Source organism: Marinobacter flavimaris (genome assembly GCF_002933295.1).
GTDB lineage: Bacteria > Pseudomonadota > Gammaproteobacteria > Pseudomonadales > Oleiphilaceae > Marinobacter > Marinobacter flavimaris.
On record NZ_PSSW01000011.1, the window covers coordinates 128,645 to 152,543 of the forward strand.

At 55.7% G+C, this 23,899-nt stretch carries 21 protein-coding genes; 16 read left to right on the plus strand and 5 right to left on the minus strand.

Going from position 1 to position 23,899, the window contains the following annotated elements; translation table 11 throughout:
• Positions 1–97: 97 nt before the first annotated feature.
• Both cgtA and proB read left to right on the plus strand, forming a co-directional pair.
• A complete protein-coding gene (gene cgtA, locus MDHKLMBL_RS17805) occupies positions 98–1,291 on the plus strand; it encodes an Obg family GTPase CgtA (protein WP_104271718.1) in 1,194 nt (397 codons plus the stop codon).
• A 36-nt stretch (positions 1,292–1,327) separates the two neighbouring features.
• The gene (proB, locus tag MDHKLMBL_RS17810) at positions 1,328–2,452 is read left to right on the plus strand and encodes a glutamate 5-kinase (protein WP_014576055.1); all 1,125 of its coding nucleotides are present in this window, start codon (positions 1,328–1,330) and stop codon (positions 2,450–2,452) included.
• Between the two features lie 62 nt (positions 2,453–2,514).
• On the opposite strand, the gene rpsT is transcribed toward proB, so the two are convergent.
• Positions 2,515–2,784 (minus strand): 30S ribosomal protein S20, encoded by a 270-nt coding sequence (gene rpsT / locus MDHKLMBL_RS17815; RefSeq protein WP_008170735.1) that lies wholly within the window; start codon positions 2,782–2,784, stop codon positions 2,515–2,517.
• Positions 2,785–3,045: 261 nt separating this feature from the next.
• Here rpsT and murJ point away from each other — a divergent pair, with 261 nt between their 5' ends.
• From murJ to MDHKLMBL_RS17880, 13 genes are all read left to right on the plus strand, one after another.
• Positions 3,046–4,626 carry a murein biosynthesis integral membrane protein MurJ gene (gene murJ, locus MDHKLMBL_RS17820; RefSeq protein ID WP_104271720.1) on the plus strand — a complete coding sequence of 527 codons (1,581 nt, stop codon included), beginning with the start codon at positions 3,046–3,048 and terminating at the stop codon, positions 4,624–4,626.
• Between the two features lie 81 nt (positions 4,627–4,707).
• Positions 4,708–5,679 carry a bifunctional riboflavin kinase/FAD synthetase gene (gene ribF, locus MDHKLMBL_RS17825; RefSeq protein WP_104271722.1) on the plus strand — a complete coding sequence of 324 codons (972 nt, stop codon included), beginning with the start codon at positions 4,708–4,710 and terminating at the stop codon, positions 5,677–5,679.
• A gap of 74 nt (positions 5,680–5,753) precedes the next feature.
• Complete coding sequence (ileS, locus tag MDHKLMBL_RS17830) at positions 5,754–8,573, plus strand: isoleucine--tRNA ligase (RefSeq protein ID WP_104271724.1); 2,820 nt, start codon at positions 5,754–5,756, stop codon at positions 8,571–8,573.
• A complete protein-coding gene (gene lspA / locus MDHKLMBL_RS17835) occupies positions 8,573–9,097 on the plus strand; it encodes a signal peptidase II (protein WP_104271726.1) in 525 nt (174 codons plus the stop codon). The genes ileS and lspA overlap by 1 nt, the downstream gene beginning before the upstream one ends.
• 5 nt (positions 9,098–9,102) lie before the next feature.
• Positions 9,103–9,555, plus strand: coding sequence for an FKBP-type peptidyl-prolyl cis-trans isomerase (gene fkpB, locus MDHKLMBL_RS17840; protein WP_104271728.1), 453 nt, complete (start codon positions 9,103–9,105; stop codon positions 9,553–9,555).
• 18 nt (positions 9,556–9,573) lie between these two features.
• Positions 9,574–10,527, plus strand: a complete 954-nt coding sequence (gene ispH, locus MDHKLMBL_RS17845) for a 4-hydroxy-3-methylbut-2-enyl diphosphate reductase (protein WP_104271730.1) — start codon at positions 9,574–9,576, stop codon at positions 10,525–10,527.
• A 234-nt stretch (positions 10,528–10,761) separates the two neighbouring features.
• Entirely contained in the window at positions 10,762–11,367 is a 606-nt protein-coding gene (locus MDHKLMBL_RS17850; RefSeq protein ID WP_104271732.1) for a GspH/FimT family pseudopilin, read from the plus strand.
• A gap of 14 nt (positions 11,368–11,381) precedes the next feature.
• Positions 11,382–11,930: a type IV pilus modification protein PilV gene (gene pilV / locus MDHKLMBL_RS17855; RefSeq protein WP_104271735.1), complete on the plus strand. Its 549-nt coding sequence runs from the start codon at positions 11,382–11,384 to the stop codon at positions 11,928–11,930.
• Between the two features lie 8 nt (positions 11,931–11,938).
• Positions 11,939–13,039: a PilW family protein gene (locus MDHKLMBL_RS17860; protein ID WP_104271740.1), complete on the plus strand. Its 1,101-nt coding sequence runs from the start codon at positions 11,939–11,941 to the stop codon at positions 13,037–13,039.
• A 20-nt stretch (positions 13,040–13,059) separates the two neighbouring features.
• Positions 13,060–13,548: a PilX N-terminal domain-containing pilus assembly protein gene (locus MDHKLMBL_RS17865; RefSeq protein WP_104271743.1), complete on the plus strand. Its 489-nt coding sequence runs from the start codon at positions 13,060–13,062 to the stop codon at positions 13,546–13,548.
• A gap of 28 nt (positions 13,549–13,576) precedes the next feature.
• Positions 13,577–13,957 (plus strand): hypothetical protein, encoded by a 381-nt coding sequence (locus MDHKLMBL_RS17870; RefSeq protein WP_104271745.1) that lies wholly within the window; start codon positions 13,577–13,579, stop codon positions 13,955–13,957.
• On the plus strand, positions 13,954–16,854 hold the full coding sequence (locus MDHKLMBL_RS17875) for a PilC/PilY family type IV pilus protein (RefSeq protein ID WP_104271748.1): 2,901 nt from the start codon (positions 13,954–13,956) through the stop codon (positions 16,852–16,854). Before MDHKLMBL_RS17870 ends, MDHKLMBL_RS17875 begins: the two co-directional genes overlap by 4 nt.
• A gap of 3 nt (positions 16,855–16,857) precedes the next feature.
• The gene (locus MDHKLMBL_RS17880; RefSeq protein WP_104271750.1) at positions 16,858–17,310 is read left to right on the plus strand and encodes a type IV pilin protein; all 453 of its coding nucleotides are present in this window, start codon (positions 16,858–16,860) and stop codon (positions 17,308–17,310) included.
• A 53-nt stretch (positions 17,311–17,363) separates the two neighbouring features.
• On the opposite strand, the gene MDHKLMBL_RS17885 is transcribed toward MDHKLMBL_RS17880, so the two are convergent.
• The 3 genes from MDHKLMBL_RS17885 to MDHKLMBL_RS17895 form a co-directional block, all read right to left on the minus strand.
• Positions 17,364–17,924 carry a GspH/FimT family pseudopilin gene (locus tag MDHKLMBL_RS17885; RefSeq protein WP_104271753.1) on the minus strand — a complete coding sequence of 187 codons (561 nt, stop codon included), beginning with the start codon at positions 17,922–17,924 and terminating at the stop codon, positions 17,364–17,366.
• 115 nt (positions 17,925–18,039) lie between these two features.
• On the minus strand, positions 18,040–19,425 hold the full coding sequence (locus tag MDHKLMBL_RS17890) for a sigma-54-dependent transcriptional regulator (RefSeq protein WP_104271758.1): 1,386 nt from the start codon (positions 19,423–19,425) through the stop codon (positions 18,040–18,042).
• A 56-nt stretch (positions 19,426–19,481) separates the two neighbouring features.
• Positions 19,482–21,137, minus strand: coding sequence for a sensor histidine kinase (locus tag MDHKLMBL_RS17895; RefSeq protein WP_104271763.1), 1,656 nt, complete (start codon positions 21,135–21,137; stop codon positions 19,482–19,484).
• 93 nt (positions 21,138–21,230) lie between these two features.
• Here MDHKLMBL_RS17895 and MDHKLMBL_RS17900 point away from each other — a divergent pair, with 93 nt between their 5' ends.
• The gene (locus MDHKLMBL_RS17900) at positions 21,231–22,901 is read left to right on the plus strand and encodes an NAD+ synthase (protein WP_104271768.1); all 1,671 of its coding nucleotides are present in this window, start codon (positions 21,231–21,233) and stop codon (positions 22,899–22,901) included.
• Positions 22,902–22,953: 52 nt separating this feature from the next.
• Here the strand turns inward: MDHKLMBL_RS17900 and MDHKLMBL_RS17905 are convergent, their stop codons facing one another.
• Positions 22,954–23,787, minus strand: a complete 834-nt coding sequence (locus MDHKLMBL_RS17905) for an outer membrane protein assembly factor BamD (RefSeq protein ID WP_041644956.1) — start codon at positions 23,785–23,787, stop codon at positions 22,954–22,956.
• Between the last annotated feature and the right edge of the window lie 112 nt (positions 23,788–23,899).

A 23,899-nucleotide genomic window follows, 5' to 3' on the forward strand; every position in this document is an offset into this window, starting at 1 on the left:
GATATTATCAGGTGCTCAGAACCATCCGGAGCCCCGCAAAGCTTCCTAGAGGCTGCGGGGCTTTTTAGTTTATGCGCATGGCGCAAAGGGTTGATTCATGAAATTCGTAGACGAAGCCACCATCATTGTGGAAGCCGGCAAGGGCGGTCACGGCTGCCTGAGCTTCCGGCGAGAAAAATACGTTCCCAAGGGTGGCCCCGATGGCGGCGACGGGGGCGATGGTGGTTCCGTGTATCTGGAAGCCGAGGAGTCGCTGAACACGTTGATCGACTACCGGTTCCAGCGCAAACACAAGGCCCAGAATGGCGAGCCGGGCTCCGGCCGCAACTGTACCGGCAACAAAGGCGAGGACCTGGTTCTGCCGGTTCCGGTCGGCACCACGGTGGTCGATATGGATACCCACGAGGTCCTGGGGGATCTGACCCATGCCGGTCAGCGCCTGAAGGTTGCCCAGGCGGGTTTTCATGGTCTTGGTAATACCCGCTTCAAATCCTCGGTGAATCGCGCCCCGCGCCAGACTACCAAGGGTTCCGAGGGCGAGTTGCGTAACCTGAGGCTGGAGTTGAAGGTGCTGGCGGACGTGGGTTTGCTGGGCATGCCCAATGCCGGCAAGTCTACCTTTATCCGTTCGGTGTCGGCGGCTCGCCCGAAGGTTGCGGACTATCCGTTTACCACGCTGGTACCCAATCTTGGTGTTGTCAGTGTACAGGCGCACCAGAGTTTCGTGATTGCCGATATCCCGGGTCTGATTGAAGGTGCCGCCGAAGGTGCCGGCCTGGGTATCCGCTTCCTGAAGCATCTCGTGCGCACCCGTCTACTGCTGCACCTTGTGGATGTGGCACCGTACGATGGCTCATCGCCCGCCGATGCGGTTAGAGCAATCGAGCATGAGCTTGAGAAGTTCAGCGAAACTCTGGCCAACCGTCCGAGATGGCTCGTGCTGAACAAGGTCGACATGGTGGCCGAAGAAGATCGCGATGCTCATTGTCAGGCCATTGTCGATGAGCTCGGATGGGAAGGGCCGGTTTTCTGGATCTCTGCGCTCAGTGGCGAGGGCACCAAGACCCTGGCTCAGGCCGTTATGCGCTGGATCGAAGAGCAAGCTGAGGAAGAGGCCCAGAATCCGGAATTCGCGGAGCGGGAGGCCCAACGTCGCCGGCAGATGGACGACGAAGCTCGCGCCCGTATTGAAGCCGAGCGTCAGGCACGCCGCGCGGCCCGCGAAGAGGACGATGACGACGACTTTGACGATGATGATTACGATGTCGAAGTGGTCTACGCCCCGGAGTAAACCAAGGACTGATACCAGAGAGATCGCTCAAGCACCATGACTGAACGCCTACAGTTGCGCCAGGCCCGTCGCCTGGTTATCAAGATCGGAAGCGCTTTGCTGACCAACGATGGCCGTGGCCTGGATGTGGCGGCCCTGGGTTTGTGGGTGGATCAGATCGCCGAGCTTATTGAAGATGGCGTGGAGGTGGTTGTCGTTTCCTCTGGTTCCGTCGCCGAGGGAATGAGTCGTCTTGGCTGGACTGTCCGGCCAGAGCAGCTCCATGAGTTGCAGGCTGCTGCGGCGGTTGGTCAGATGGGTCTGGTGCAGACCTGGGAGGCCCAGTTCAAACGGCACGATATCCATACCGCCCAGATTCTGTTGACTCATGACGACCTCTCCGACCGCAAGCGCTATCTGAATGGCCGGGGAACCCTCAGGGCCCTGCTGAACCTGGGTGTCGTGCCCATTGTGAACGAAAACGACACTGTGGTTACCGACGAGATCCGGTTTGGCGATAACGACACCCTGGGCGCCCTGGTTGCCAATCTGATTGAGGCGGATGGCCTGATTATCCTCACTGACCAGCTGGGCCTCTTTGACAAGGATCCCAGGAAGCATTCGGATGCCTGTCTGGTGACCGAGCGCAGGGCCGGCGATCGCGAACTGGATGCCATGGCGGGTGGCGGCGCCGGTGTTCTCGGGCGCGGCGGCATGCAGACAAAGTTGCGTGCTGCGCGGCTTGCTGCCCGGTCCGGGGCTTTCACCGTCATTGTTGGTGGTCGCATTGAGGGCGTGATTGGTCGCCTGCGGCAGGGTGATGTAATCGGTACTCTGTTATTGCCGGAGCAAGGCCGGATTGCTGCCCGAAAGCAATGGCTCGCCAGCCACCTGCAGACCCGTGGCAGGCTGACTCTGGATGATGGTGCGGTGAAAGTGCTGTGCCTGGGTGGCCGCAGTCTTCTGCCGGTGGGTGTTAAAGGTGTGTCGGGGCAGTTTCGCCGTGGCGAGATGGTGTCCTGCTTCGACCAGAGTGGTCGTGAAATCGCCCGGGGGTTGGTTAATTACGACGCCGACGAAGCCAGGGCTATTGCCGGCCGCTCCAGTGACCGGATTACCGAGATCCTTGGCTATATGTCAGGCGAGGAGATGATCCACCGGGACAATCTGGTGATTGTGTGATAATCGCTCGTCCATAAAAAAACCGGCCAGATGGCCGGTTTTTTTTGCCTGAATCGAGCTGATTAGGCGCTCTTCAGGGCCTTGATCTTGGCGCTCAGGCGGCTCTTGCTACGAGCAACCTTGTTCTTCGCGAAGATGCCTTTGTTGACCATGCTGTCCAGAATCGGCTGAGCCTGCTGGAAAGCGGCCTGGGCTTCTTCGTAGTTGCCGGCTTCGATCTTGGATTGGATCTTTTTCACATAAGTACGAGCCATGGAACGCAGGCTTGCATTGTGCTTGCGGTTCTTCTCGTTCTGACGTGCGCGCTTCTTGGCTTGCGGGGAATTTGCCACCGTAAAACTCCTGAAAATCTCAAATTCGTTGCTGAATGATTCGTTACATCGCGGGCGCGCCAAAACCAGCGCGTCGAAATAAATGACGCGGAACTATGCCGCTCAAACCTTCAAATGTCAAGGCTAAAACCCATTTCATGCCCCGACACAGAAGGCCTGTGGTAAACTCGCGGCTCACTGAACGCGGGCTTGACCGGGAAGCAGGTAATTCCCGAAATACGAGCGCCAAAAGGATATCCAGAATGCCAAGCAAGGGCCTGCATGTCGTCGGAACCTGAATCAACGCCTGAACAGAAGCAATTACCCAAGCCGCCAGGACTGCTCAGATCGTCGGGGCTCGTCGGTATCATGACCATGCTGTCCCGGGTGCTGGGTCTGGTTCGGGATATGGTCATCGCTCGCTATTTCGGTGCCGGTGCCGGTGCCGATGCTTTTTTTGTGGCTTTCAAGATTCCGAATTTCCTGCGTCGGCTATTTGCAGAAGGCGCCTTCTCCCAGGCGTTCGTGCCGGTATTGTCCTCCTACCGGGAAAATCAGTCGCTCTCGGACGTTCAGCGGCTGGTCAATGCGGTGGCTGGCTCCCTCGGCTTGGTGCTGTTGGGCGTCACGCTGGTGGCCATTCTCGGGGCGCCGGTGCTGACGGCGGTCTTTGCCCCTGGTTTCCTGGATGATGAGGTGAAATTTGCGCTGACCAGCGATATGTTGCGCATCACCTTTCCGTACCTGTTGCTGATATCCCTGACGGCCTTCGCCGGCGGCATCCTCAACAGTTACGATCGCTTTGCGGTACCCGCGTTTACCCCGGTTCTTCTCAATCTGGCGATGATTGCGGCAGCCATCTGGTTGACGCCGCTGATGGATGAGCCGGTGATGGCTCTGGCCTGGGGTGTTTTCATTGCCGGGGCCCTGCAGTTGTTTTTCCAGTTGCCGTTTCTGATGCGATTGGGCTTGCTGCCACGGCCTCGTGTGGATTATCGCCACGAAGGTGTCAGCCGGATTCTCAAGCTGATGGCGCCTGCGCTGTTCGGGGTATCCGTCAGCCAGATCAATCTGCTGTTGGATACGGTTCTGGCGTCCTTTCTCCAGACCGGCAGCGTTTCCTGGTTGTATTACTCCGATCGACTCTCGGAATTGCCCCTCGGCGTGTTCGGGATAGCCATTGCGACGGTTATTCTCCCGAGCCTTTCCCGTAAACACGCAGCGGCGTCAGCGGACCAGTTCGCGGCCACTTTGGATTGGGCGGTTCGGGCGGTCCTGTTGATTGGTCTACCGGCTGCCCTGGCGCTTGCGCTGTTGGCCGAGCCGCTGATAGCCACCCTGTTCCACTATGGCGCCGTTACCGACCGGGATGTGGCCATGTCGGCCCAGAGCTTGCGAGCCTATTCCGCAGGGTTGCTGGCGTTCATGCTCATCAAGGTTCTGGCGCCGGGGTTTTTCGCAAGAGAAGACACCAAAACCCCGGTCAAGATCGGCATCATTGCCATGGTGGCAAACATGGTGTTCAACCTGATTCTCATTTTCTCGCTGGCCCACGCCGGTCTCGCGCTGGCTACCTCCATATCGGCCTGGTTGAATGGCTACCTTCTTTGGCGCGGACTGCGCAAGGAAGGGGCCTGGCAGAGCCAGCCCGGCTGGTCCCGTTTTCTGCTACAGCTGCTTTTTGCCAACGGTGCCCTGGCGGCTGTCATTGTCTGGCTCAACGCCCCGGTGTCGGTGTGGTTGGCAAACGGAGGCTATCAGCGTGCAGCGGACATGGCGATGCTGGTAGGGGCGGGCGTCGCCGTCTACTTTGTTGCACTGGCGCTGGCCGGGGTTCGGGTAAGACATTTCCGCCACAGGTAAGGTATAATCGCGCGTTTTCTCACCAGCGTTGCGGTAAAAGTGAGCGCTGAAAGCTAGCTGGCAATTGAAGGTTCGCATTGCATGCGTCTGATCCGGGGCCTGACCAACCTGAAAATGCTTTCCCGTCGGGAGGACTCACCGCTCGCCAACGGGTGTGTCGCCACCATCGGTAACTTCGACGGTGTGCACCTTGGGCACAAAACCATTATTGATCAGGTCAAAAGCAAGGCCAAGGCTCTGGGCGTGCCCTCGGTGGTGATGATTTTCGAGCCCCAACCCCGGGAGTTTTTTCAGGGCAGGGAGGCGCCGCCGAGGCTGATGGGGTTTCGTCAGAAGTTCGAGGCCCTGCTGGCGGAAGGCATCGATATTGTGCTGTGCCTGCGCTTCAACCAGGCGTTCCGTAGTTATTCGGCCATGGGCTTTATCGACGATGTTCTGATCCATGGATTGGCCGTTCGTCATCTGGTGGTCGGCGATGATTTCCGTTTTGGCTGTGATCGGGCGGGCGATTTCGCGCTTCTCGAGAAAGTTGGATACGACGCCGGATTTTCCGTCGAGAATACCCTGACAGTAACCGTCGACGGCGAGCGAGTAAGCAGCACACGTGTCAGGGATTTACTCACGGTGAATGGGCTCGAGAAAGCCGAATCGCTGCTGGGCCACCCCTACCGAATCCGGGGGAGGGTCGTGTATGGCCGCCAACTGGGGCGCCAGATTGGTGCGCCAACCGCGAATATTTTGTTACATCGGACACCCGCCCTGCGCGGTGTCTATGTGGTTGCCGCCACCCTGGACAATGGCGCCCGATTCGATGGTGTTGCCAATATTGGTGTACGTCCGACCGTTGACGGCAAGCGGCCCTCACTGGAAGTGCACCTGTTTGACTTTGCTGGCACGCTTTATGGCCAGCACCTCGAGGTTGTGTTCCGGCATGGCCTGCGGGACGAGGAAAAATTCGGTTCTGTGGATGAGCTGAAAGATCAGATTGCCCGGGATTTTGACCAGGCCCGAGCGTGCATTGCCGAAAACGGCTCTGTGAAAAGCGCGGATTGAAACGCCCGGCTGCGCCCCAATGAATAAATGACTGACTCAAACTGACCAAGACCAAAAGAGTACGCACACAAACCATGAGCGACTACAAGCACACCCTGAATCTGCCGGAAACCGCCTTCCCCATGCGCGGCAACCTGGCCAAGCGCGAGCCGGAAATGCTCAAGCGCTGGCAGGATCTCGACGTCTACGGCAACCTGCGCAAGCAGCGTGAAGGGCGGGAGAAGTTCATCCTTCATGATGGCCCTCCTTACGCCAACGGCAGCATTCACATTGGTCACGCGGTCAACAAGATTCTCAAGGACATGATCGTCAAGTCCCGCAGCTTTATGGGCTACGACGCGCCTTACGTGCCGGGCTGGGACTGTCATGGTCTGCCGATCGAGCACAAGGTGGAGCAGGAGATTGGCAAGGCCGGTGTGAAGGTGGATTACAAGACCTTCCGCCAGGCCTGTCGCGACTACGCCACCAAGCAGATCGCCGGTCAGAAGGCCGATTTTATCCGTTTGGGCGTCATGGGGGAGTGGGACAAGCCCTACCTGACCATGGATCCCAAGGTTGAGGCGGGTATTGTTCGCGCCCTGGGCAAGATCGTTGCCAAAGGGCATCTGGTGCGTGGTTACAAGCCGGTTTACTGGAGTGTGGTGGGTCAGTCCGCACTGGCAGAAGCCGAGGTTGAATACCAGGACAAGACCTCTACCCAGATCGATGTGCGTTTTACCGCGGTTGACCAGGAAAAAGCCCTGTCACTGTTCGGCACCGATAATGGCAATGGCGATGTGTCGGTGGTTATCTGGACCACCACGCCCTGGACCATTCCGGCTAACCAGGCCGTTTCCCTCAATGCCGATCTGGACTATGCATTGGTACAGACCGATGTTGGGCACGGCCCGGAGCGGATGATCCTGGCTGCCGACATGGTCGATGGCATCATGGCCCGCTGGCAAGTTGAGAGCTACGAAGTGCTGGCAACCTGTGCTGGCGCGGCTCTTGAGAATCTGGTTCTCCAGCACCCGATCTACGACAAGCAAGTCCCTGTTATCCTGGGCGACCATGTGTCCACGGACGCCGGTACCGGCGCTGTTCACACGGCTCCCGATCACGGCATGGAAGACTTTGAGGTAGGCAAGGCCTACAACATCGGCACCATCAACCTGGTTCAGGCGGATGGCACTTACACTTCGGCCGCCGGTGAGCTGGCCGGTATACACGTTTACAAGGCCGATGAGCCGGTTTGCAGCGCCCTCGAGCGCGAGGGCAAGCTGGTCCGCTCCGAGAAGTTCCGTCACAGCTATCCCCACTGCTGGCGTACCAAGACCCCGCTGATCTACCGGGCCACACCCCAGTGGTTTATCAGCATGGATAAGGAAAACCTGCGCGCTGATGCCCTTGAAGCGATCCAGGGTGTACGCTGGGTGCCATCCTGGGGTAAGAACCGTATCGAGGCCATGTTCAACCAGTCGCCGGACTGGTGCATCTCCCGTCAGAGGACCTGGGGCGTGCCCATCACCCTGTTTATCCACAAGGAAACCCAGGAGCTGCACCCGGACACCCAGAACCTGATTGAGCAGGTGGCCCAACAGATCGAAGAGGGTGGTATCGATGCCTGGTACGAACTGGACGCGTCGTCCCTGCTGGGTAGTGATGCCGAGCAGTACGAGAAGGTAACGGATACCCTGGATGTCTGGTTCGATTCCGGTGTGACCCACGAGTCAGTCCTGCGGGTTCGCGAGGAACTGGGGCAATTCCCGGCGGATATGTACCTCGAAGGCTCAGACCAGCACCGTGGCTGGTTCCAGTCGTCCCTGAAGACCTCCATCGCCATGAATGGCGTGGCGCCTTACAGGCAGGTTCTGACCCACGGCTTTACCGTCGATGGCAAGGGCCACAAGATGTCCAAATCCCTGGGCAACGTCATCGCGCCCCAGGAAGTCATGAACGAGCTGGGCGCCGACATCCTCCGCTTGTGGGTGGCCGCAACCGACTACAGCGGCGAAATGACCGTGTCCAAGGACATCCTGCGCCAGACCGCCGATGGTTACCGCCGGATCCGGAACACCTCCCGCTTCCTGCTGAGCAACCTGACCGGATTCGATCCGGAGCAGCACATGGTCGCGCCGGAAGACATGATCGCGCTGGATCGCTGGATGGTGGACCGTGCCCTGCAATTGCAGGAAGAGCTGCATGAGGACTATGGCAACTACGCCTTCCTTCGGATTTATCAGAAGGTGTACAACTTCTGTGAAGCCACCCTGGGCGGCTTCTATCTGGATATCATCAAGGATCGCCAGTACACCACCCAGGCCGACAGTCTGGCGCGTCGTTCCTGCCAGACGGCCCTGTACCATGTGGCCGAAGCGCTCGTTCGCTGGATTGCCCCAATTCTCAGCTTCACCGCTGATGAAATCTGGCAGCATCTGCCGGGTAAGCGCAGCGATACCGTATTCTATGAAACCTGGTACGAGGGCCTCACGCCACTGCCGGAAAACGCTGAGCTTGGCCGCGACTACTGGCGCGAGATGTACAGCGTGAAAGAGGCCGTCAACAAGTGCCTGGAGGAAGCCAGGGCACGGGGTGAAATCAAAGGCTCTTTGAGTGCCGAAGTCACCCTGTTCTGTGAAGGCGATCTGGCAGCTGATCTGAAGCATCTTGGTGAAGAGCTGCGCTTTGTTCTGATCACTTCAGAGGCCAGCGTTAGGCCAGTTTCAGAAGCCGGCGATGCGGAAATGACTTCCCACGAGGGGCTTCGGGTCAAGGTGGCACCGGCTGCCCATACCAAGTGTGAGCGTTGCTGGCACCACCGGGAAGACGTCGGCCGCAATGCCAAGTACGACGATCTTTGTGGTCGCTGTGTGACCAACGTGGAAGGGCCCGGCGAAGCCCGCGCCTACGCCTGATGGACGCGACCATGACGGAGCAGGTCACCGGGAGCAAACTGAAGTGGCTTTGGCTGGCGGTACTGGTGATCGTTCTGGATCTCGGCACCAAGGCCATGGCCACCGCTATGCTGACCTATGGCGACCCTGTGCCGGTCATGCCCATGTTCAACCTGACGCTGCTCCACAACACCGGCGCAGCGTTCAGCTTCCTGGCTGAAGCTGCCGGCTGGCAACGCTGGTTCTTTGTAACCCTGGCGCTGGTGGTCAGCGTGGTACTGATCTACTGGCTGAAAAACCTTCATCGCCATGAGACCTGGACCGCCATTGCCATCGTACTGATACTCGGCGGCGCCTTGGGCAACGTCTACGATCGGGTGGTGCACGGCTACGTGGTCGATTTCCTGCACTTTTACTGGCAGGACTGGCACTTTCCCGCCTTCAACCTGGCCGACACCGCGATCACCATCGGTGCCGCCATGATGATACTTGATATGTTCCGCAAACCCGCCGATTCGGACGGGGATGCGCAAAGGAGTGAGTAACTCTTATGAATGAACTGCCTGTCGACAAGGGTACCCGGGTAAAACTGCACTTCGCCCTGAAGTTCCCGGATGGCGAAGTGATTGACTCGACCTTTGACAAAGAGCCGGCTTCCCTGGAAATCGGCGATGACAATCTGCCGGAAAACTTTGAAGCCTATCTGATGGGCATGAAGGCGGGCGACAAGGACAGTTTCCAGGTGCCGCCGGAGAAGGCCTTTGGTCAGCACAACCCGAATAACGTGCAGACCTTCAAACGCCATGAATTCAGCCCCGACATGGTGCTGGAACCCGGCGTGATGATCTCCTTCGCCGATGCGCGCCAGAGCGAGTTACCCGGTGTTGTCAGCCGTGTAGAAGGTGACGAAGTGGAGGTGGATTTCAATCACCCCCTGGCAGGGCGTACACTGACGTTTGAAGTAGAAATCATTGATGTGGAGCCGGTCGGCCCGGCCCACTAACCAGAGCAGCAGGTTGATATGCAGATCCGACTCGCCAATCCCCGAGGTTTTTGTGCCGGCGTGGACCGCGCCATTGAAATTGTAAACCGGGCGCTGGACGTGTTCGGGGCGCCTATCTACGTTAGGCACGAGGTGGTCCACAATAAATTCGTGGTGGATAACCTGCGCAACCGTGGCGCCATTTTCGTGGACGAGCTGGACGAAGTTCCAGACGACAAGCTCGTTATCTTCAGCGCCCACGGCGTTTCCCAGGCGGTACAGAGCGAAGCCGCCCGCCGCGGCCTGAAAGTCTTCGACGCCACCTGTCCGCTGGTCACTAAAGTGCACCTGGAAGTCATGCGCTACAGTCGCGATGGCAGGGAATGCGTGCTGATCGGCCACCACGGCCATCCGGAAGTAGAAGGCACCATGGGGCAGTACGACCATAGCAATGGTGGCGAAATCTACCTCGTGGAAAACGAGGAAGACGTGGCGAAGCTGGAGGTTAAAGACCCCGGTAAGCTCTCCTACGTTACCCAGACCACCCTGTCCATGGACGATACCGCCCGGGTTATCGACGCCCTGCGCGCGAAATTCCCGGACATCCAGGGCCCTCGCAAGGACGATATCTGCTACGCCACCCAGAACCGCCAGGATGCCGTGAAGCAGTTAGCGGGCGATTGTGATTTGATGCTGGTTGTGGGTTCTCCGAACAGCTCCAACTCGAACCGCTTGCGTGAGCTTGCCGAGAGGATGGGCACGCCGGCCTATCTAATTGATGAGGCCTCACAGATCGATCCCGCCTGGCTGGAAGGAAAGACTTCGGTTGGGGTTACTGCAGGAGCTTCTGCCCCCGAGGTTCTGGTGAACGACGTTATTACCCGTTTGCGAGAGCTTGGCGGCAGCGTTCCGGAGGAAATTGCCGGGCGTGAGGAGAATATTGTGTTTTCTATGCCGCGGGAGTTGCGGATTGATGCGATTAATGTCGGGTGAGTGGTCTTGGTAAAGCTCATCGATTAACAGTAACCCCTAATCCTCGCAAGGCTCCCTTTAAAATTGAGCTCTGGCTCGGCCCTCCGTTTGAAAGCTACCTTCTTTGAGAAATGGATCACGCTGTAGTGATCCAGAATACCACTTATCAGGCAACTTTTGCCGTTTGTCGCGACGTGCTGGAGTGCCAGTCGCCATGTTCCTATTCTTTAGAATATCCAATGAAGGGGTTGAATTATGGCTGAGCTCCGACGCAACTCGGGCTTCACACTTCTTGAGCTCATCATCACGATAGTCATTCTTGCTATCGTGGCATCCTTTGCTGTCCCATCTTTTAGAGAGACTGTTCTCAACAATCGCCTTACGGCGCAGATCAACGAAATTTCCAGCCTTATCAGCTACGCACGAAGTGAAGCTTCTAAGCTTCAGGGTGGAGTTGTGACCGCCTGTGCCTCAACCGACAGTGCTTCCTGTAGCGGAAACGCCTCTTGGGAAACTGGCTGGATAATTTTCCGCGATATTGACGGGGACCGTTCCGTCGATGGCGGTGATGGTGATGAGGTGCTCAAAGTCGGCGGGGCGCTCTCTGGAGGTAACAGTTTCCGCATAGAAGGATTGACTAGCGATGGTGGAGGGTTTGTTCAATTTGCCAGCAACGGTTTTCCCATACCTTCCTCATCTGGCAGTAACGCGGGGACATTTATCGTTTGTGATGAGCGTGGTGCTTCAGAAGCCAGAGCAGTCGTTGTGAACGTCTCGGGCCAGACCCGTTTAGCTCGCGACACCGGAGGAACAGCTGGCGTTTTGAATGATCATAATGATTCGGATATTACTTGCCCGTGAGGATGGAAAGAAAAATGTCTAAACAACCGTCCAAACCAATGTTTTTAAGCTTGAGCTCTGGCGAGAGCAGGCAAAGTGGTTTCACTATGATTGAGATTCTAGTGACGCTTTTTATTCTAGCCATCGGATTGCTGGGACTTGCCGGTTTGCTCTTCGAAGGCATGCGAAACAATCAGGGTTCGTATTTGAGAACTCAAGCCAGCATCCTTGCTTACGATATGGCTGATCGTATGAGAGCCAACAGTGCTGAGGCTCAAGGTGGCAGTTATGGGGGCTTTTCCACCGCCACTATTCAGTCCACGACGCTCCCGGCTTGTACTGGGCAGACAGCAGGATGTACTCCCTCAGATCAGGTGACTGTTGATCAGGTTGAATGGACCCTTCAGGTTCAGGGCACGGGTGGTGACATGGCGATGCTTCCCGGTGGCGTGGGAACAATCGCACATGATGCAACTTCCGGAATCTACACTGTCACGATCCAGTGGGACGAGGCGAGCCGAGCTGGTGATGCAGGTGAAAGTATAGCGGGAGATAACTCTTACGCCGTGAGGTTTTCGTTGTGAGGTGCTCTATGAGAAAGACTAAAGGCGTCACAGGACTGTCGAAAAAACCGATGCGGCAGAAGGGGCTTTCTCTTGTAGAGCTGATCATCGCCCTGGCGCTCAGTGCAACACTGATACTGGGCGTATTTACGGTTTATATGGATTCGAACCAGACATCTCGTCTGGCAACTTCCCTGGCCAGAATTCAGGAGTCCGGCCGTATTGCGACGGATATTATGGCCCGGGATATGAGAATGGTCGGTTACCAGGGGTGTGCAGATCCCGATGATGTTGCCCTGAATGTAATCGCTGAGAATCCCCCGACCTCTGATTTCTTTTCCACTACATTGCGCGGATGGGAAGTTGACGACGCGAATTGGGCTAGTGGCACGGAGTTCGACGGCCATTCAATCGAGTCCAGGGCTTTGATTGGCAGTGATGTGCTCGCGGTGCAGCGGGGCGAGTCTGTTGAGGTTGAGATTACGGGCAACATGACTGCGGATAATGCCAATATCCAGGTTGGCGGCTCAGAAGTCGGTCTTTTCTCTCAGAATGATATCGTCCTGATTTCCGATTGCGAAGCGGCTGACCTCTTCCGCATATCCAGTCAACCGACCTCGAACACTTGGGCGCATGCGAATAACGTTAACACCGACAATCGTCTGAGCCAGGCTTACACCGAGTCAGCAAGGATTATGCGTTTTTCAGCCACAGTCTATTTTGTGGCAGACACCGGTCGCGATGATGCACAGGGCAACGATATCAGAGCGCTTTATCGGGGCACTAACAACCTACTTAATCAGGCAACGCCAGACTTCCAGGTGGACGAAATCGTTGAGGGTGTGGAAAGTCTCCAGATCGAGTATGGAGAGCTGCTCGCGACCAATAATATAAGGTACACGACTGCCGACAATGTCGGTGATATGGCGAACGTCGTGGCTATTCGTATTGGCTTGTTAATCAGCGACTCTGATGGCGCCCGGAACAGCGCAGACACGGCAACTTACGCTATGCCGGGGGAGCAGATTGTTGGAACGACGGGAGCGGGTGCTTCTGCTGTGACCCATCCTGAGGATCGGCGATTGCGACGTGCTTTTGTTTCAACCGTTATGTTACGCAACCGCGACTAAAACGAGCGAAGGGTAGTTTGATGACAAACAGAGCGAAGCAGTTCGAGAGTATCGACCGACAAGACGGCGCTGCTCTTATTGTGAGTCTCATTGTGTTGTTGGTGCTCACTCTGATTGGTGTGGCTGGAATGAATACTTCCGTCATGCAGGAGCGTATGGCTGTTAACTCGCAGAATGCGAATCGTGCCTTCCAGGCGGCTGAAAGTACTGTAAGTGCATTAACCAATCAACTTTACGCAAACGATTTAACCTTGCTGCGCGAGTCGATGCAGAACGCTAGCGAAGAGAGCAGCGTCGTTACGGTTACCACGCTGGACTCAGGGAACGGGATCACTGGTAGCTATCAGGCAAGGTTCCTCGGGGAAATCATTATAACGAGTGGCAGCTCAATGAATGCCGATGAAAGTTCAAACCAGCTGAAAGGCTATAGGTATGAGTTGATTGGCGAAGCAACGATGGCGAATACCGGCGCTGAGGCGCGTGTTTTCAAAGGCATTGAATATTACTGATTCCCGATTATTCGGGAGGGAGAGAGCGATGAAATCCTCGTTGGTGTCTTTGCTGCGGATTAGCGCAGCTCTATTTCTACTTGGCGTGGCCGCCGGGACGGCCAATGCCGAAACTGCTCGGTCGATGCTAGATGGTGATGTTTTCGCTGCAGAGGCAAATCACGTAGAGCTCGTTTCCAATGCATCGGGAGAAGTGGTTCAGGTGAGAGTCGAGGGCTGTGAGTCTTGTGTGAAGTCCAGCTACTTGCCAGCCAGGGATCTGGTGATTTCCCGGCAAGGAAAAGCGATTGATGTGCGTGGGGCCAGTGGCCTTGTTGGGAATTCCGCCACCTTGGTGATAGGAGTTGGCTCCGAATTGGTAGAGCAGGTGGACTTTTGGGTGCCGCGTGGCGATGGAGGTGATCAATGAAAAGTTTCAGTCGCGTTCTCACTACTGTACTTTCCGCAGCATATTTCTCCATGGCCGGTACAGCGGCATTGGGTGATGACACGGAGATCTTTTTCACCAATGCGCAACAGGTAGTCCAGCCAAACATCATGCTCATTCTGGATGCCTCGGGGAGTATGAGCACCCAGGATGTCGACGGGGACACACGCCTCAACGTAATGAAGCAGGCTGCCAAAGACCTCGTGAACAAGCTGAACGATGTGAACGTTGGGCTTATGATTTTCGGGGGCAACGAGGGCGCCTACTTCAAGGCTCCTGTGGCTGATATTGATACCCAGAGGTCTTCGTTGATCACCAAGATCGATGGTCTTTTCGCAGGCGGTAACACTCCGTTGTCCGAGAGCTTGTTTGAAACCATGCGTTACTATCAGGGCGAAGATGTTTTCATCCGAAGCACCGATGAAGATGGATCGCAACGAAGTGGTGTTGTCTCGTCAACAGATTCATCAATATTTGACAGCCCCGTTGAATACTCATGTCAGCCGAATTATGCACTGCTGTTGACAGACGGTGAGCCTACGTCCGACACAAACTGGCAGACTGACATTGAGGCCGAAGTAGGAAGCTGTACTGGTAACTGCCTTGATGAAATAGCGGAACACATGTGGACGGAAGACATGATCCCTGCCGCGAGCGATCCGAACGATAAATTTCCTGGGCAGCAGAAGGTGGCCACTTTTACAATCGGTTTTAAAACTGACCAGACGCTTCTCAGTGACGCAGCGACCAAAGGCGGAGGCCAATACCTGCTTGCCGACAACGCAAGCCAGTTGACGACCGCATTGCAGCAGGTGTTCGATGAAGTGAATGCGCGTTCGACGACCTATGTTGCTCCCGGCATCGCGGTAAATACATTTGACCGTCTGAACCATCTGAACATGCTGTATTACGCGCTTTTTCAATCCCAGAAAGGTGCTATCTGGAATGGGAATCTGAAGCGTTACAAGCTTGAGATCCGAAAGAACGCCTCGGGAGAGGCAGAAGCGGTCATCGTCGATGAAAATGGCAACCCGGCAATCGATCCGGCAACCGGATTTTTTAAAGATACGGCGCAAAGTTGGTGGAGCCCTACCGCCGATGGCCCCAATGTGAAGCTCGGAGGTGCGGCGTCTCAACTGCCGGATACGACCTCAAATCGCAATGTTTTCTCAAACCTTGACTCGAGAAAATCTCTTCTTTCCGACAACAGTAATGCTGTTGTATCGACCAATAGTAACCTGACGAAAGCGCTGTTTGGCGACGCTAATATGTCAGATGCTGAGTTCGCGAAGCTTGTTCAGTGGACGCGAGGTGTGGACGTCACGGATCAGGACGGCGATAACGACTTGACGGAAGCACGTAAATTGCTGGCAGATCCTCTCCACTCGGTGCCGCAACTGGTAATTTACGATGGAACCACTGCGACCAATCAGGACATCACGATCTATTATGGTGACAATCAAGGCTATATTCATGGTGTAGATGGAGAGACTGGCGAGAGCTATTTTTCTTTCATTCCCAAGGAGTTGTTGAAGAAGCAGCCGGCAATGATGAACAGCACCGAAAAATCCAGCAAGGAGTACGGTATGGATGGCACCGTAGTCAGCTGGGTACATGATGATAATTTTGATGGTGCAATCAAGGCGGCGGACAACGACTTTGCCTACATCTACTCGGGAATGCGTCGAGGTGGAAAGAGCTATTATGCACTGGATGTGACCAATCGTAACTCGCCGTCTTTGCTTTGGCAGATCACGGGAGGTGTTGCAAACACCAGCTTTGCGGAGATGGGGCAAACGTGGTCCAAGCCCGTCAAAACTAAGGTCAACATAAATAACAAGTTGTACGAGGTGCTGATCTTTGGTGGCGGATATGACGCAAACCAGGACTCTGTTACAACCCGGACGGCTGATAGTGTAGGGCGTGCGGTTTATATCGTTGACGCAGAGACTGGAACTCGACTCTGGTGGGCCGGGCCAACAGGGAGTGGTGCAGATCTGGAACTGCCCGAAATGAAATACAGTATACCGGCGTCGCCAAAGGTGTTAGACGTAAACGGCGATAAACTTGCTGACCAGATTTATGTTGGTGACATGGGAGGACAGATTTTCCGATTCGATCTGAGCAATACGGCAAAGCTAACAAGTTTTGCCACTGGTGGACGAATTGCTGATCTGGCAGATTCCACGGAAGCTGGCAATCGGCGTTTTTACCACAGTCCTGATTTGTTTGGGGTTAAAATCGGTGGTGCCCGCTATCTTGGGTTAATCATTGGTTCAGGCTATCAGGCACACCCTCTCGATACTGACATTAAAGACCGGATTTACATGTTGAAAATCCCGGCTGTGAGTTCTGCGCCTCTGGATCCGAATGATGCAACACAGACTCGTGTTCTCTATGAAACCGTCACTGAGTCGAACCTCTTCGATACGACGGATAATCTAATTCAACAGGGTACTGATACGCAGCGCACCACGGCTGCTCAGGATCTGGCGGCATCCAAGGGGTGGTATATCGATCTGAGCAGCAATCCTGGTGAAAAGGTATTGGCAGAGAGTGTAACCGCCAATAATGAGGTATTCATCACGACTTACGAACCTAAAGCGAGTTCCGATCCGTGTTTGCCGCCAACCGGGACATCAAGGCTTTATCACCTGTCCGTGCTTGATGGACGGGCCGTGCGTAACTATTACACGAGCGATGGCAAGCCCGCTGATGAGCTGACCCGCGAAGATAGGCCTGTGGAACTTGGGATTCCGCTCCCTTCAAGCCCTCAAAGGATGCGGGTTGATGATACCGACGTAATCTGTGTTGGTACGGATTGCCAGACCATCGATACAGTTCAGGGTGTTGTGGAAACTTATTGGTATGAGGATTGACGATTGAAACTCTATGATATTCGGCAACGAGGCTTCACGTTGATAGAGTTGCTTATAGTTGTCGTCATTGTAGGCGTCATCGCGGCCTTTGCTTACCCCAGTTACGTCGAGTACGGGGAGCGTACTCGACGCGCTGACGCTCAGGGAGCCTTGATGGAATTTGCAGCGGCGATGGAGCGCCATTATGCATCTCAAAACACTTATGAGGGAGCGGCAACCGGTGGCAGTGATACGGGAAGTCCTGGTATCTTTCCAGACGAAGCGCCACTCGAGAGCGGTAATAAGTTTTATGACTTAACTATCAGCGCCGCGACTGGCAGCTCTTATACACTGCGAGCCACTCCAAAGAGTGTCCAGGCTGGCAATGGTATTCTGGAACTGGATTCTACCGGAGCCAGACGCTGGGATGAGAGTGGTGATGGCAGTTTCGGCGCTGGAGAAAATGATTGGCAATGATTGGGATGGGAGGCCGCTATGGGGAATGTTACGACCTCCCAGTTTGTCGAGATCTAGCAATTAAGCTTTGATCCCCAAGCTAGCCGTATTATACCATCGCCATCTTCGTCGTGCTCGACTCGAAATCGCCCGGCTATGTTTACGGGCATATAGCTCATCATTCCATTCTTGGGGTCCTGGGGACAAAGTAACAGGCTTCCCATGGCACCATGCGTCATGCCCTTGCTGTTGAATTGAAAGTATCCGCGTCCAGCGGTACGTGATCTCATCCTGTAACTTCCCAGATCTACGGTGAGTTGTTTCAGTATCTGGCCGCCGTCAGGGGTTTTGTCATTGTCTGAATCCAAAAAAACCGATACAGGCAGTTGCCAATCGTCTAGGCACCGACCCTTTTCAGAAAGAGGGCATACGGTCACCAGTTTTTCACGGCTAGCGGCGGTCCATCGGGCGAAGGCGAAGAGGGTGTAATAGTTCTCGAGGATTACCCGGTGTCTGGTCTTGCTGATCCACCATCCCCATGCCTGGCTCGTAAAGCCGGCAGCGATGGCGAGAATGACAATGGTTATAACAAGTTCAAGCAGGCTAAAGCCTGCCTGATATTTCAGTTTGGGCATGCGAACGTTCCCTGTCCGTTAAGTTGCGAAATTCTCTGGCATCCTGCCGGAGTCAAAATCCTACTATAACCGAATCTGTCCCGCACTATATGCGAACCGTGCCAAAAAGAAGGTATTACTCCATACCCAATTTCTTTAACCGATACCGCAGCGCCCTAAAACTGATTCCCAATCGTTTCGCCGCCGCCGTCTTGTTCCACCGCGTTGCCTCAAGCGCCTTTTCTATGGCCTGGCGCTCAATGCTTTCAAGATAGCCTTCCAGGTCGATTTCACCATCAGGTACAGATATGCCTTCTTCGCCGGCCTCGCCTTCGGCAATGATCTGCGAGGCGGAGGCTGCATGTTGAACTCCATTCCCAAGGTGAAGATCCTCCGCGTCAATCTGATCGGCATCACATAGGGTAAAAGCCCGTTCCAAGACGTTTTCCAGTTCTCGGACATTGCCCGGAAAATCATAGCCTCGCAGTCTGTCCACGGCCGCTGGCGTCAACGAGGCAGGGTCACACTCATACTCTTTCGCAATCCGTTCAAGAATATGGTTCGAGAGCAGGGGAATATCATCTGGCCGGTCTCGCAAAGGCGGTACGGCCAGTTCGATCACGTTGATACGGTAGAATAGATCCTGGCGGAAACTGCCCTCCTGGACCAGGTCCGGTAGGTTCTTGTGGGTGGCGCTCAGTACCCGAATGTCGACGGGTACTTCCTTGGTATCCCCGACAGGCCGAACGGCTTTTTCCTGAATAGCCCGGAGCAGTTTTACCTGCATGGCGAGGGGCAGGTCAGCCACTTCATCGAGAAAGAGCGTGCCACCGTTTGCCGAACGGAAAAGGCCGTCTTTGTTCTCCACGGCACCGGTAAAGCTGCCTTTCTTGTGGCCGAAGAATTCGCTTTCCATTAACTCCGAGGGAATCGCACCGCAGTTAACCGCGATGAAGGGGCCTTCGCAACGGGGCCCCTGGAGGTGGATCATTCGGGCCACCAGCTCTTTACCACTGCCAGACTCGCCACTGATAAACACGGGTGCCTGGCTTCGGGCCAGTTTTCGGGTCTGGTTCCGGAGTTTTCGAATCTCTGGTGATTTGCCGAGTAGCAGGCCTGGCTCATCAGCGGCTTCCTCTTCCTCCGGCTTGGGTTCCGAGAGCTTGAGGGCACTATTGACCAGTTCCCTTAGTCGCGGGAGCTCGACTGGCTTGGACACAAAATCAAAAGCGCCGGCTTTGAGCGATTCAATCGCAGTATCCATATTGCCGTAGGCCGTAATTACAGCGACGGGCGTGGCCGGAGAGTGCTTTTGGATCCATTGGACCAGCTCGATGCCATTTCCGTCTGGCAGGTTCATGTCGGTCAGGCAGAGGTGTGGCGAGTGCTCCTCCAGCATTCGTTTGGCGCTAGTGACGTCGGGCGCCGTGAAGGTTTTTATCCCCATCCGGGTCAGGGTTATTTCAAGCAGTTCCCGGATGTCAGGTTCGTCATCAACGATCAGCGCTGTGTGTGTGGTCATCTTGTGTTGTCGGTTCCATGTCGATGTTCAAGCGCCCGATATCCGCCGGCGCCAGTTCAGATCATTCGCCCCGGGTGGGCAAATGTAATGCGAAAACAGCAGCCAGGTTTGTTGTCTTCTATCAGGGAAAGATGCGCTTGATTAGCCTCGCACAGTTCCCGGGCCAGATAAAGCCCGAGCCCGGTGCCCGTCTTGTCTGTGGTAAAAAAGGGTTCGAACACAGAATTTCTGTGGTCGGATGCAATGCCAGGGCCTTGGTCGCGGACATCAATATAGGTTCGCTCTCCGTCCTCAGTTGCCCCCGCGTGGATGCCGATCCTTCGTTGCCCCGACTGCTGCTCGCTGTAGCGTAACCCGTTGTCGCAAAGATTCACCATTACCTGTTCGATCTGGCTCTTGTCGAATCTCGCAGATGGCAGTTGGGGATCGATTTTAAGAATGATTTCGGCATCACTGCGGCCTTCATTCTGCGTTTGCAGAAAGTCTTCTTTGAACTCCTGTAGCCATGGAGCAACTTCGATCAGATCAGCGTTGGCAGCCCGACGCCTGGAAAGATCAAGTACGTTCTCGATAATGCCATTCACCCGCCGCGAATGGCGCCGGATGATCTCGAGCATTTGATGATCACCGGGGTCCAGATTAGGGGATTCCTCCATGAGCTGGGCCGCGTGGCTGATCGCCCCCAGCGGATTGCGGATTTCATGGGCAATGCCGGCCGTGAGTCGGCCCAGCGATGCCAGCTTCATTTGCTGGGCCTGCTGGGTGACTTTGCTCATGTCCTCAATAAACACGAGGATCTGGTCACCTCTTTCCTGATCCAGTTGGGTAAGGTTGGCCTGTAGAAGCGGAGAGGTGGGGGAGGGTTGGAACGGCTCAATACGCTGCGTCGGGTCCTTTAACCATGCATCCAGACCTCGTTTGAGGGGCTTGGGCAGGACAGTTGCGCGTTGGTTAATGGGTGAAGAGGTTTTAGGCGCGCCGTACAGAAGCTCTTCGGCGGCCGCATTTGCAACCCGGATCTGGCCAAAGCGGTCGAGTACCAGAATGCCGGTACGCATGCGCTGAATAATCTGCTGATTGATCTGTTCCAGTTCGACAATGCTACGCGCGCGGCTGCTGGCCAATGCCTCGCTTCGCATCATTCGCCGGGAGATGCTTTGAAGGACGAAAGCTGCGGCGAAGTACAGTATGCCTAGCGACCCCGCACGAACAATATCGTCGGCGGACTCTCCCAGAGCCAGAACTGCCCATCCTGAGATCCCAAGGGAGCAGATGGCCGCGAGAGCTGCATAGAAGGTGCCCATGCGGCTCGGTGTCAGGATGTTACCTGCTGCCACCGACACAATCACAAGGTTGGCAAGGCCATTGGTAATGCCAGTGCTGGCGAGCAACAGGCCATGCATGATCAGAATGTCCAGCAGGATTGAAAGCGTAATGTGGCGCTGGCTAGGGTGGAATCCAGCCACCAAAAGCAGCGCAATAAACGCATTGAGGCCGAGGTATGCGGACACTCCCGCCTGGTAGTAGTCCTGAAATCGAAAGCGCATGTCAAAGTTGACGGGATCCACGAATAGCAGTGCCACCAGCATCAGACTCACCACCAGTCGGTAGTGGTTGTAGATCCTGAACAGCTTGGCCTGTTGGATTCCGGATGGTGTCGAAGGGGCCGGGCCGAGCGCCTCGGCCGATCGTACTGGTGTATCTGCTGCCATGATTTACAGGAATCCGCTGTTGGTCGGAAGAAATCCACGCCTATGCGGGGTTATAATAGCCTTTTCATGGCAATGAGTTACAGGAGCCGATTTATGTCCGTGTCCGGAAACCAGGCAGCGTCCGGGGAGTCTCCAAGAAAATTGCGGGTGGTGATGGCCCAATTGGATTTTCTGGTAGGCGATATTCCTGGCAATACCGAGCTAGTTCTGGACGCAGCCCGCCGGGCATCGTCCGAGCATCAGGCGGACGTGGTGGTGTTCCCGGAGCTTTGCCTGACTGGCTATCCACCTGAAGATTTGCTCTTGCGGCCCAGCATGGAAGTTCGCGTTAGTGAGGCGCTGGAAAGGCTGCAGGCGGAAAGGCTGGATCCGGTGATCGTTATCGGTGCTCCCCTTCGCCATGGCGCGCTGCTATACAACGCGGCGGTGGTCATTGATGGAGGCGAAATTACCGGTCGGTACTTCAAGCGTTTCCCACCCAACTATCAGGTGTTCGACGAAAAGCGTTACTTCGCCGAGGGCCGGGATGTCCTGACTCTGGATATCCGGGGCGTTCCGGTGGGAATTACTGTGTGTGAGGATCTCTGGAAGGAGGGGCCGGTGGAGGACTGCGCCGCTGCAGGTGCCCGTCTTATTCTGAACCTCAATGCCTCGCCCTACGATATCGATAAACAGGCACGCAGGAAGGCGTTGCTTGAGCGGAAGTCCCGGGAGAATCTGGTCAGTATTGTTTATGTGAATCTGGTGGGCGGTCAGGACGAGCTGGTTTTTGACGGTGGCTCCATGGTGTTTGACCATTCCGGTGTGCTGACTGCAGAGGCCCCTCAGTTTGGTGAAGGATTATATCCGGTCGACTTTCTGTGCGAACACCACTGTCAGCCGGTATCCCAGGCGTTGCCGGAAGAGCCGACATTGGAGGCTAATGTCTACAGCGCCCTGGTGACCGGTGTACGGGATTACGTAAACAAGAACGGATTCAAATCGGTGGTTCTAGGGCTTTCAGGCGGTATCGACTCGGCAGTGACTCTGGCGGTTGCCGTCGATGCACTGGGCAAGGATCGGGTACGCGCGGTGATGATGCCGTTTCGCTACACCTCCAGCATGAGCCTTGAGGATGCCGAAGCGGAGGCCGTCGCCCTGGGCGTGCAGTACGACGTGTTCTCGATTGAGCCCATGTACGACGCCTTTATGGAAACTCTGGCCGGGCCTTTTGAGGGCACGACGCCGGATACAACCGAGGAAAACCTGCAGGCGCGACTGCGTGGCGTCTTATTGATGTCCCTATCCAACAAGTTCGGTTCCCTGGTCCTGACTACCGGGAACAAGAGCGAGATGGCGGTGGGCTATTCAACGCTCTATGGCGATATGGCGGGCGGCTTTGACGTTCTAAAGGATGTGCCTAAAACCCTGGTGTTCCGTCTGGCCAAATACCGCAACACGCTTTCGGAGGGCGAAGTGATCCCCGAGCGGGTGATCACCCGTCCACCCTCGGCAGAGCTGGCGCCGGATCAGAAAGACGAGGACAGCCTGCCCGGTTATGACGTGCTCGATCAGATCCTGAATCTTTATGTAGAGCGGGATTTCAGTGCCGATGCGATCGTTGCGGAAGGTTTCGAGCGAGTCGACGTTGAGCGGGTTATTCGCCTTGTAGATATCAACGAGTATAAACGCAGGCAGGCACCGATCGGCGTCCGTATTACGGAGCGCGGGTTTGGGAAAGACCGGCGCTATCCGATCACAAATGGCTGGAAAAGCGGGAAGTAGACGCGGGAGTTTGGGGTCAGATGGCATTACCACCTGGCCCCGATTTCAGACTTTATTCGTCGCCCATCAAACCAAAGGTTACGACGTTCGTCAGTGACCGGTTTTCGCCCTTCAGCAGGTCCACATCAAACTCGCCGTCGGCATTGAAGGCGTCACTCTCCGGAAAGTTGGTGCGCAGCATGGCAATGGCATCCTGCGACCCTTTTCTCAGTTCGAGGAAGCGGAAGGTTTCCGCGAGGATAATCAGGGCCTCTTCGGTGACCGTCGCTGTCGGGTAATTCTCGATGATGTATCTTGCCCGGTTGTTGGCTGCGACATAGGCCTGGCGTTTCACATAGTAGCGGGCCGCGTAGAGTTCCAGTTCGGCCATGCGATTGCGCACCGCGATCATTCGCTGGCGGGCATCCGCGACGTACTGGCTGTCCGGATAGCGGTTCAGCAGTTCAGAAAAATCGCGGAAAGACTGCAACTGCTCGCCCGGATCCCGAGCCGCGACATCAATCGGGAAATAGCGGGCCGCAAGGCCGATATCGAGGTTATAGGAGGCCAGGCCGCGCATGTAGAGTGCGTAGTCTGCATGATCGCTTTGCGGATTAAGACGCAGGAACCGGTCGGCGGCCGCACGGGAGCCTTCGAGGTCGAGGTTCTGGTAGCGGGCATAGATCAGGTCAAGTTGGGCCTGCTCTGCGTAGCGACCGAAGGGGTAATAGGTTTCCAGGGCGTCCAGGTTCTGCTCTGCCTCATTGAAGTTTCCAGAGGTCATGGCCTCGCGGGCGTTCTCGTAATAGGTCTTCTCCGGAAGCACTTCCTCCTGCTTGTTGGAGGCGCAGGCACTGACCAGAACAACCAGTGTGGAAAGTAGGAGCAAACGAAGACCTGATCTCATTCCGGAATCCCGTATAATGTCGATTGATTCAAGGGCAGTCATTGTAGCGGGGAAGTGACGCCATGTGCAGAGCAATGCCCCGCTGTTTCCAATAATCTGACCGAAACGTAAC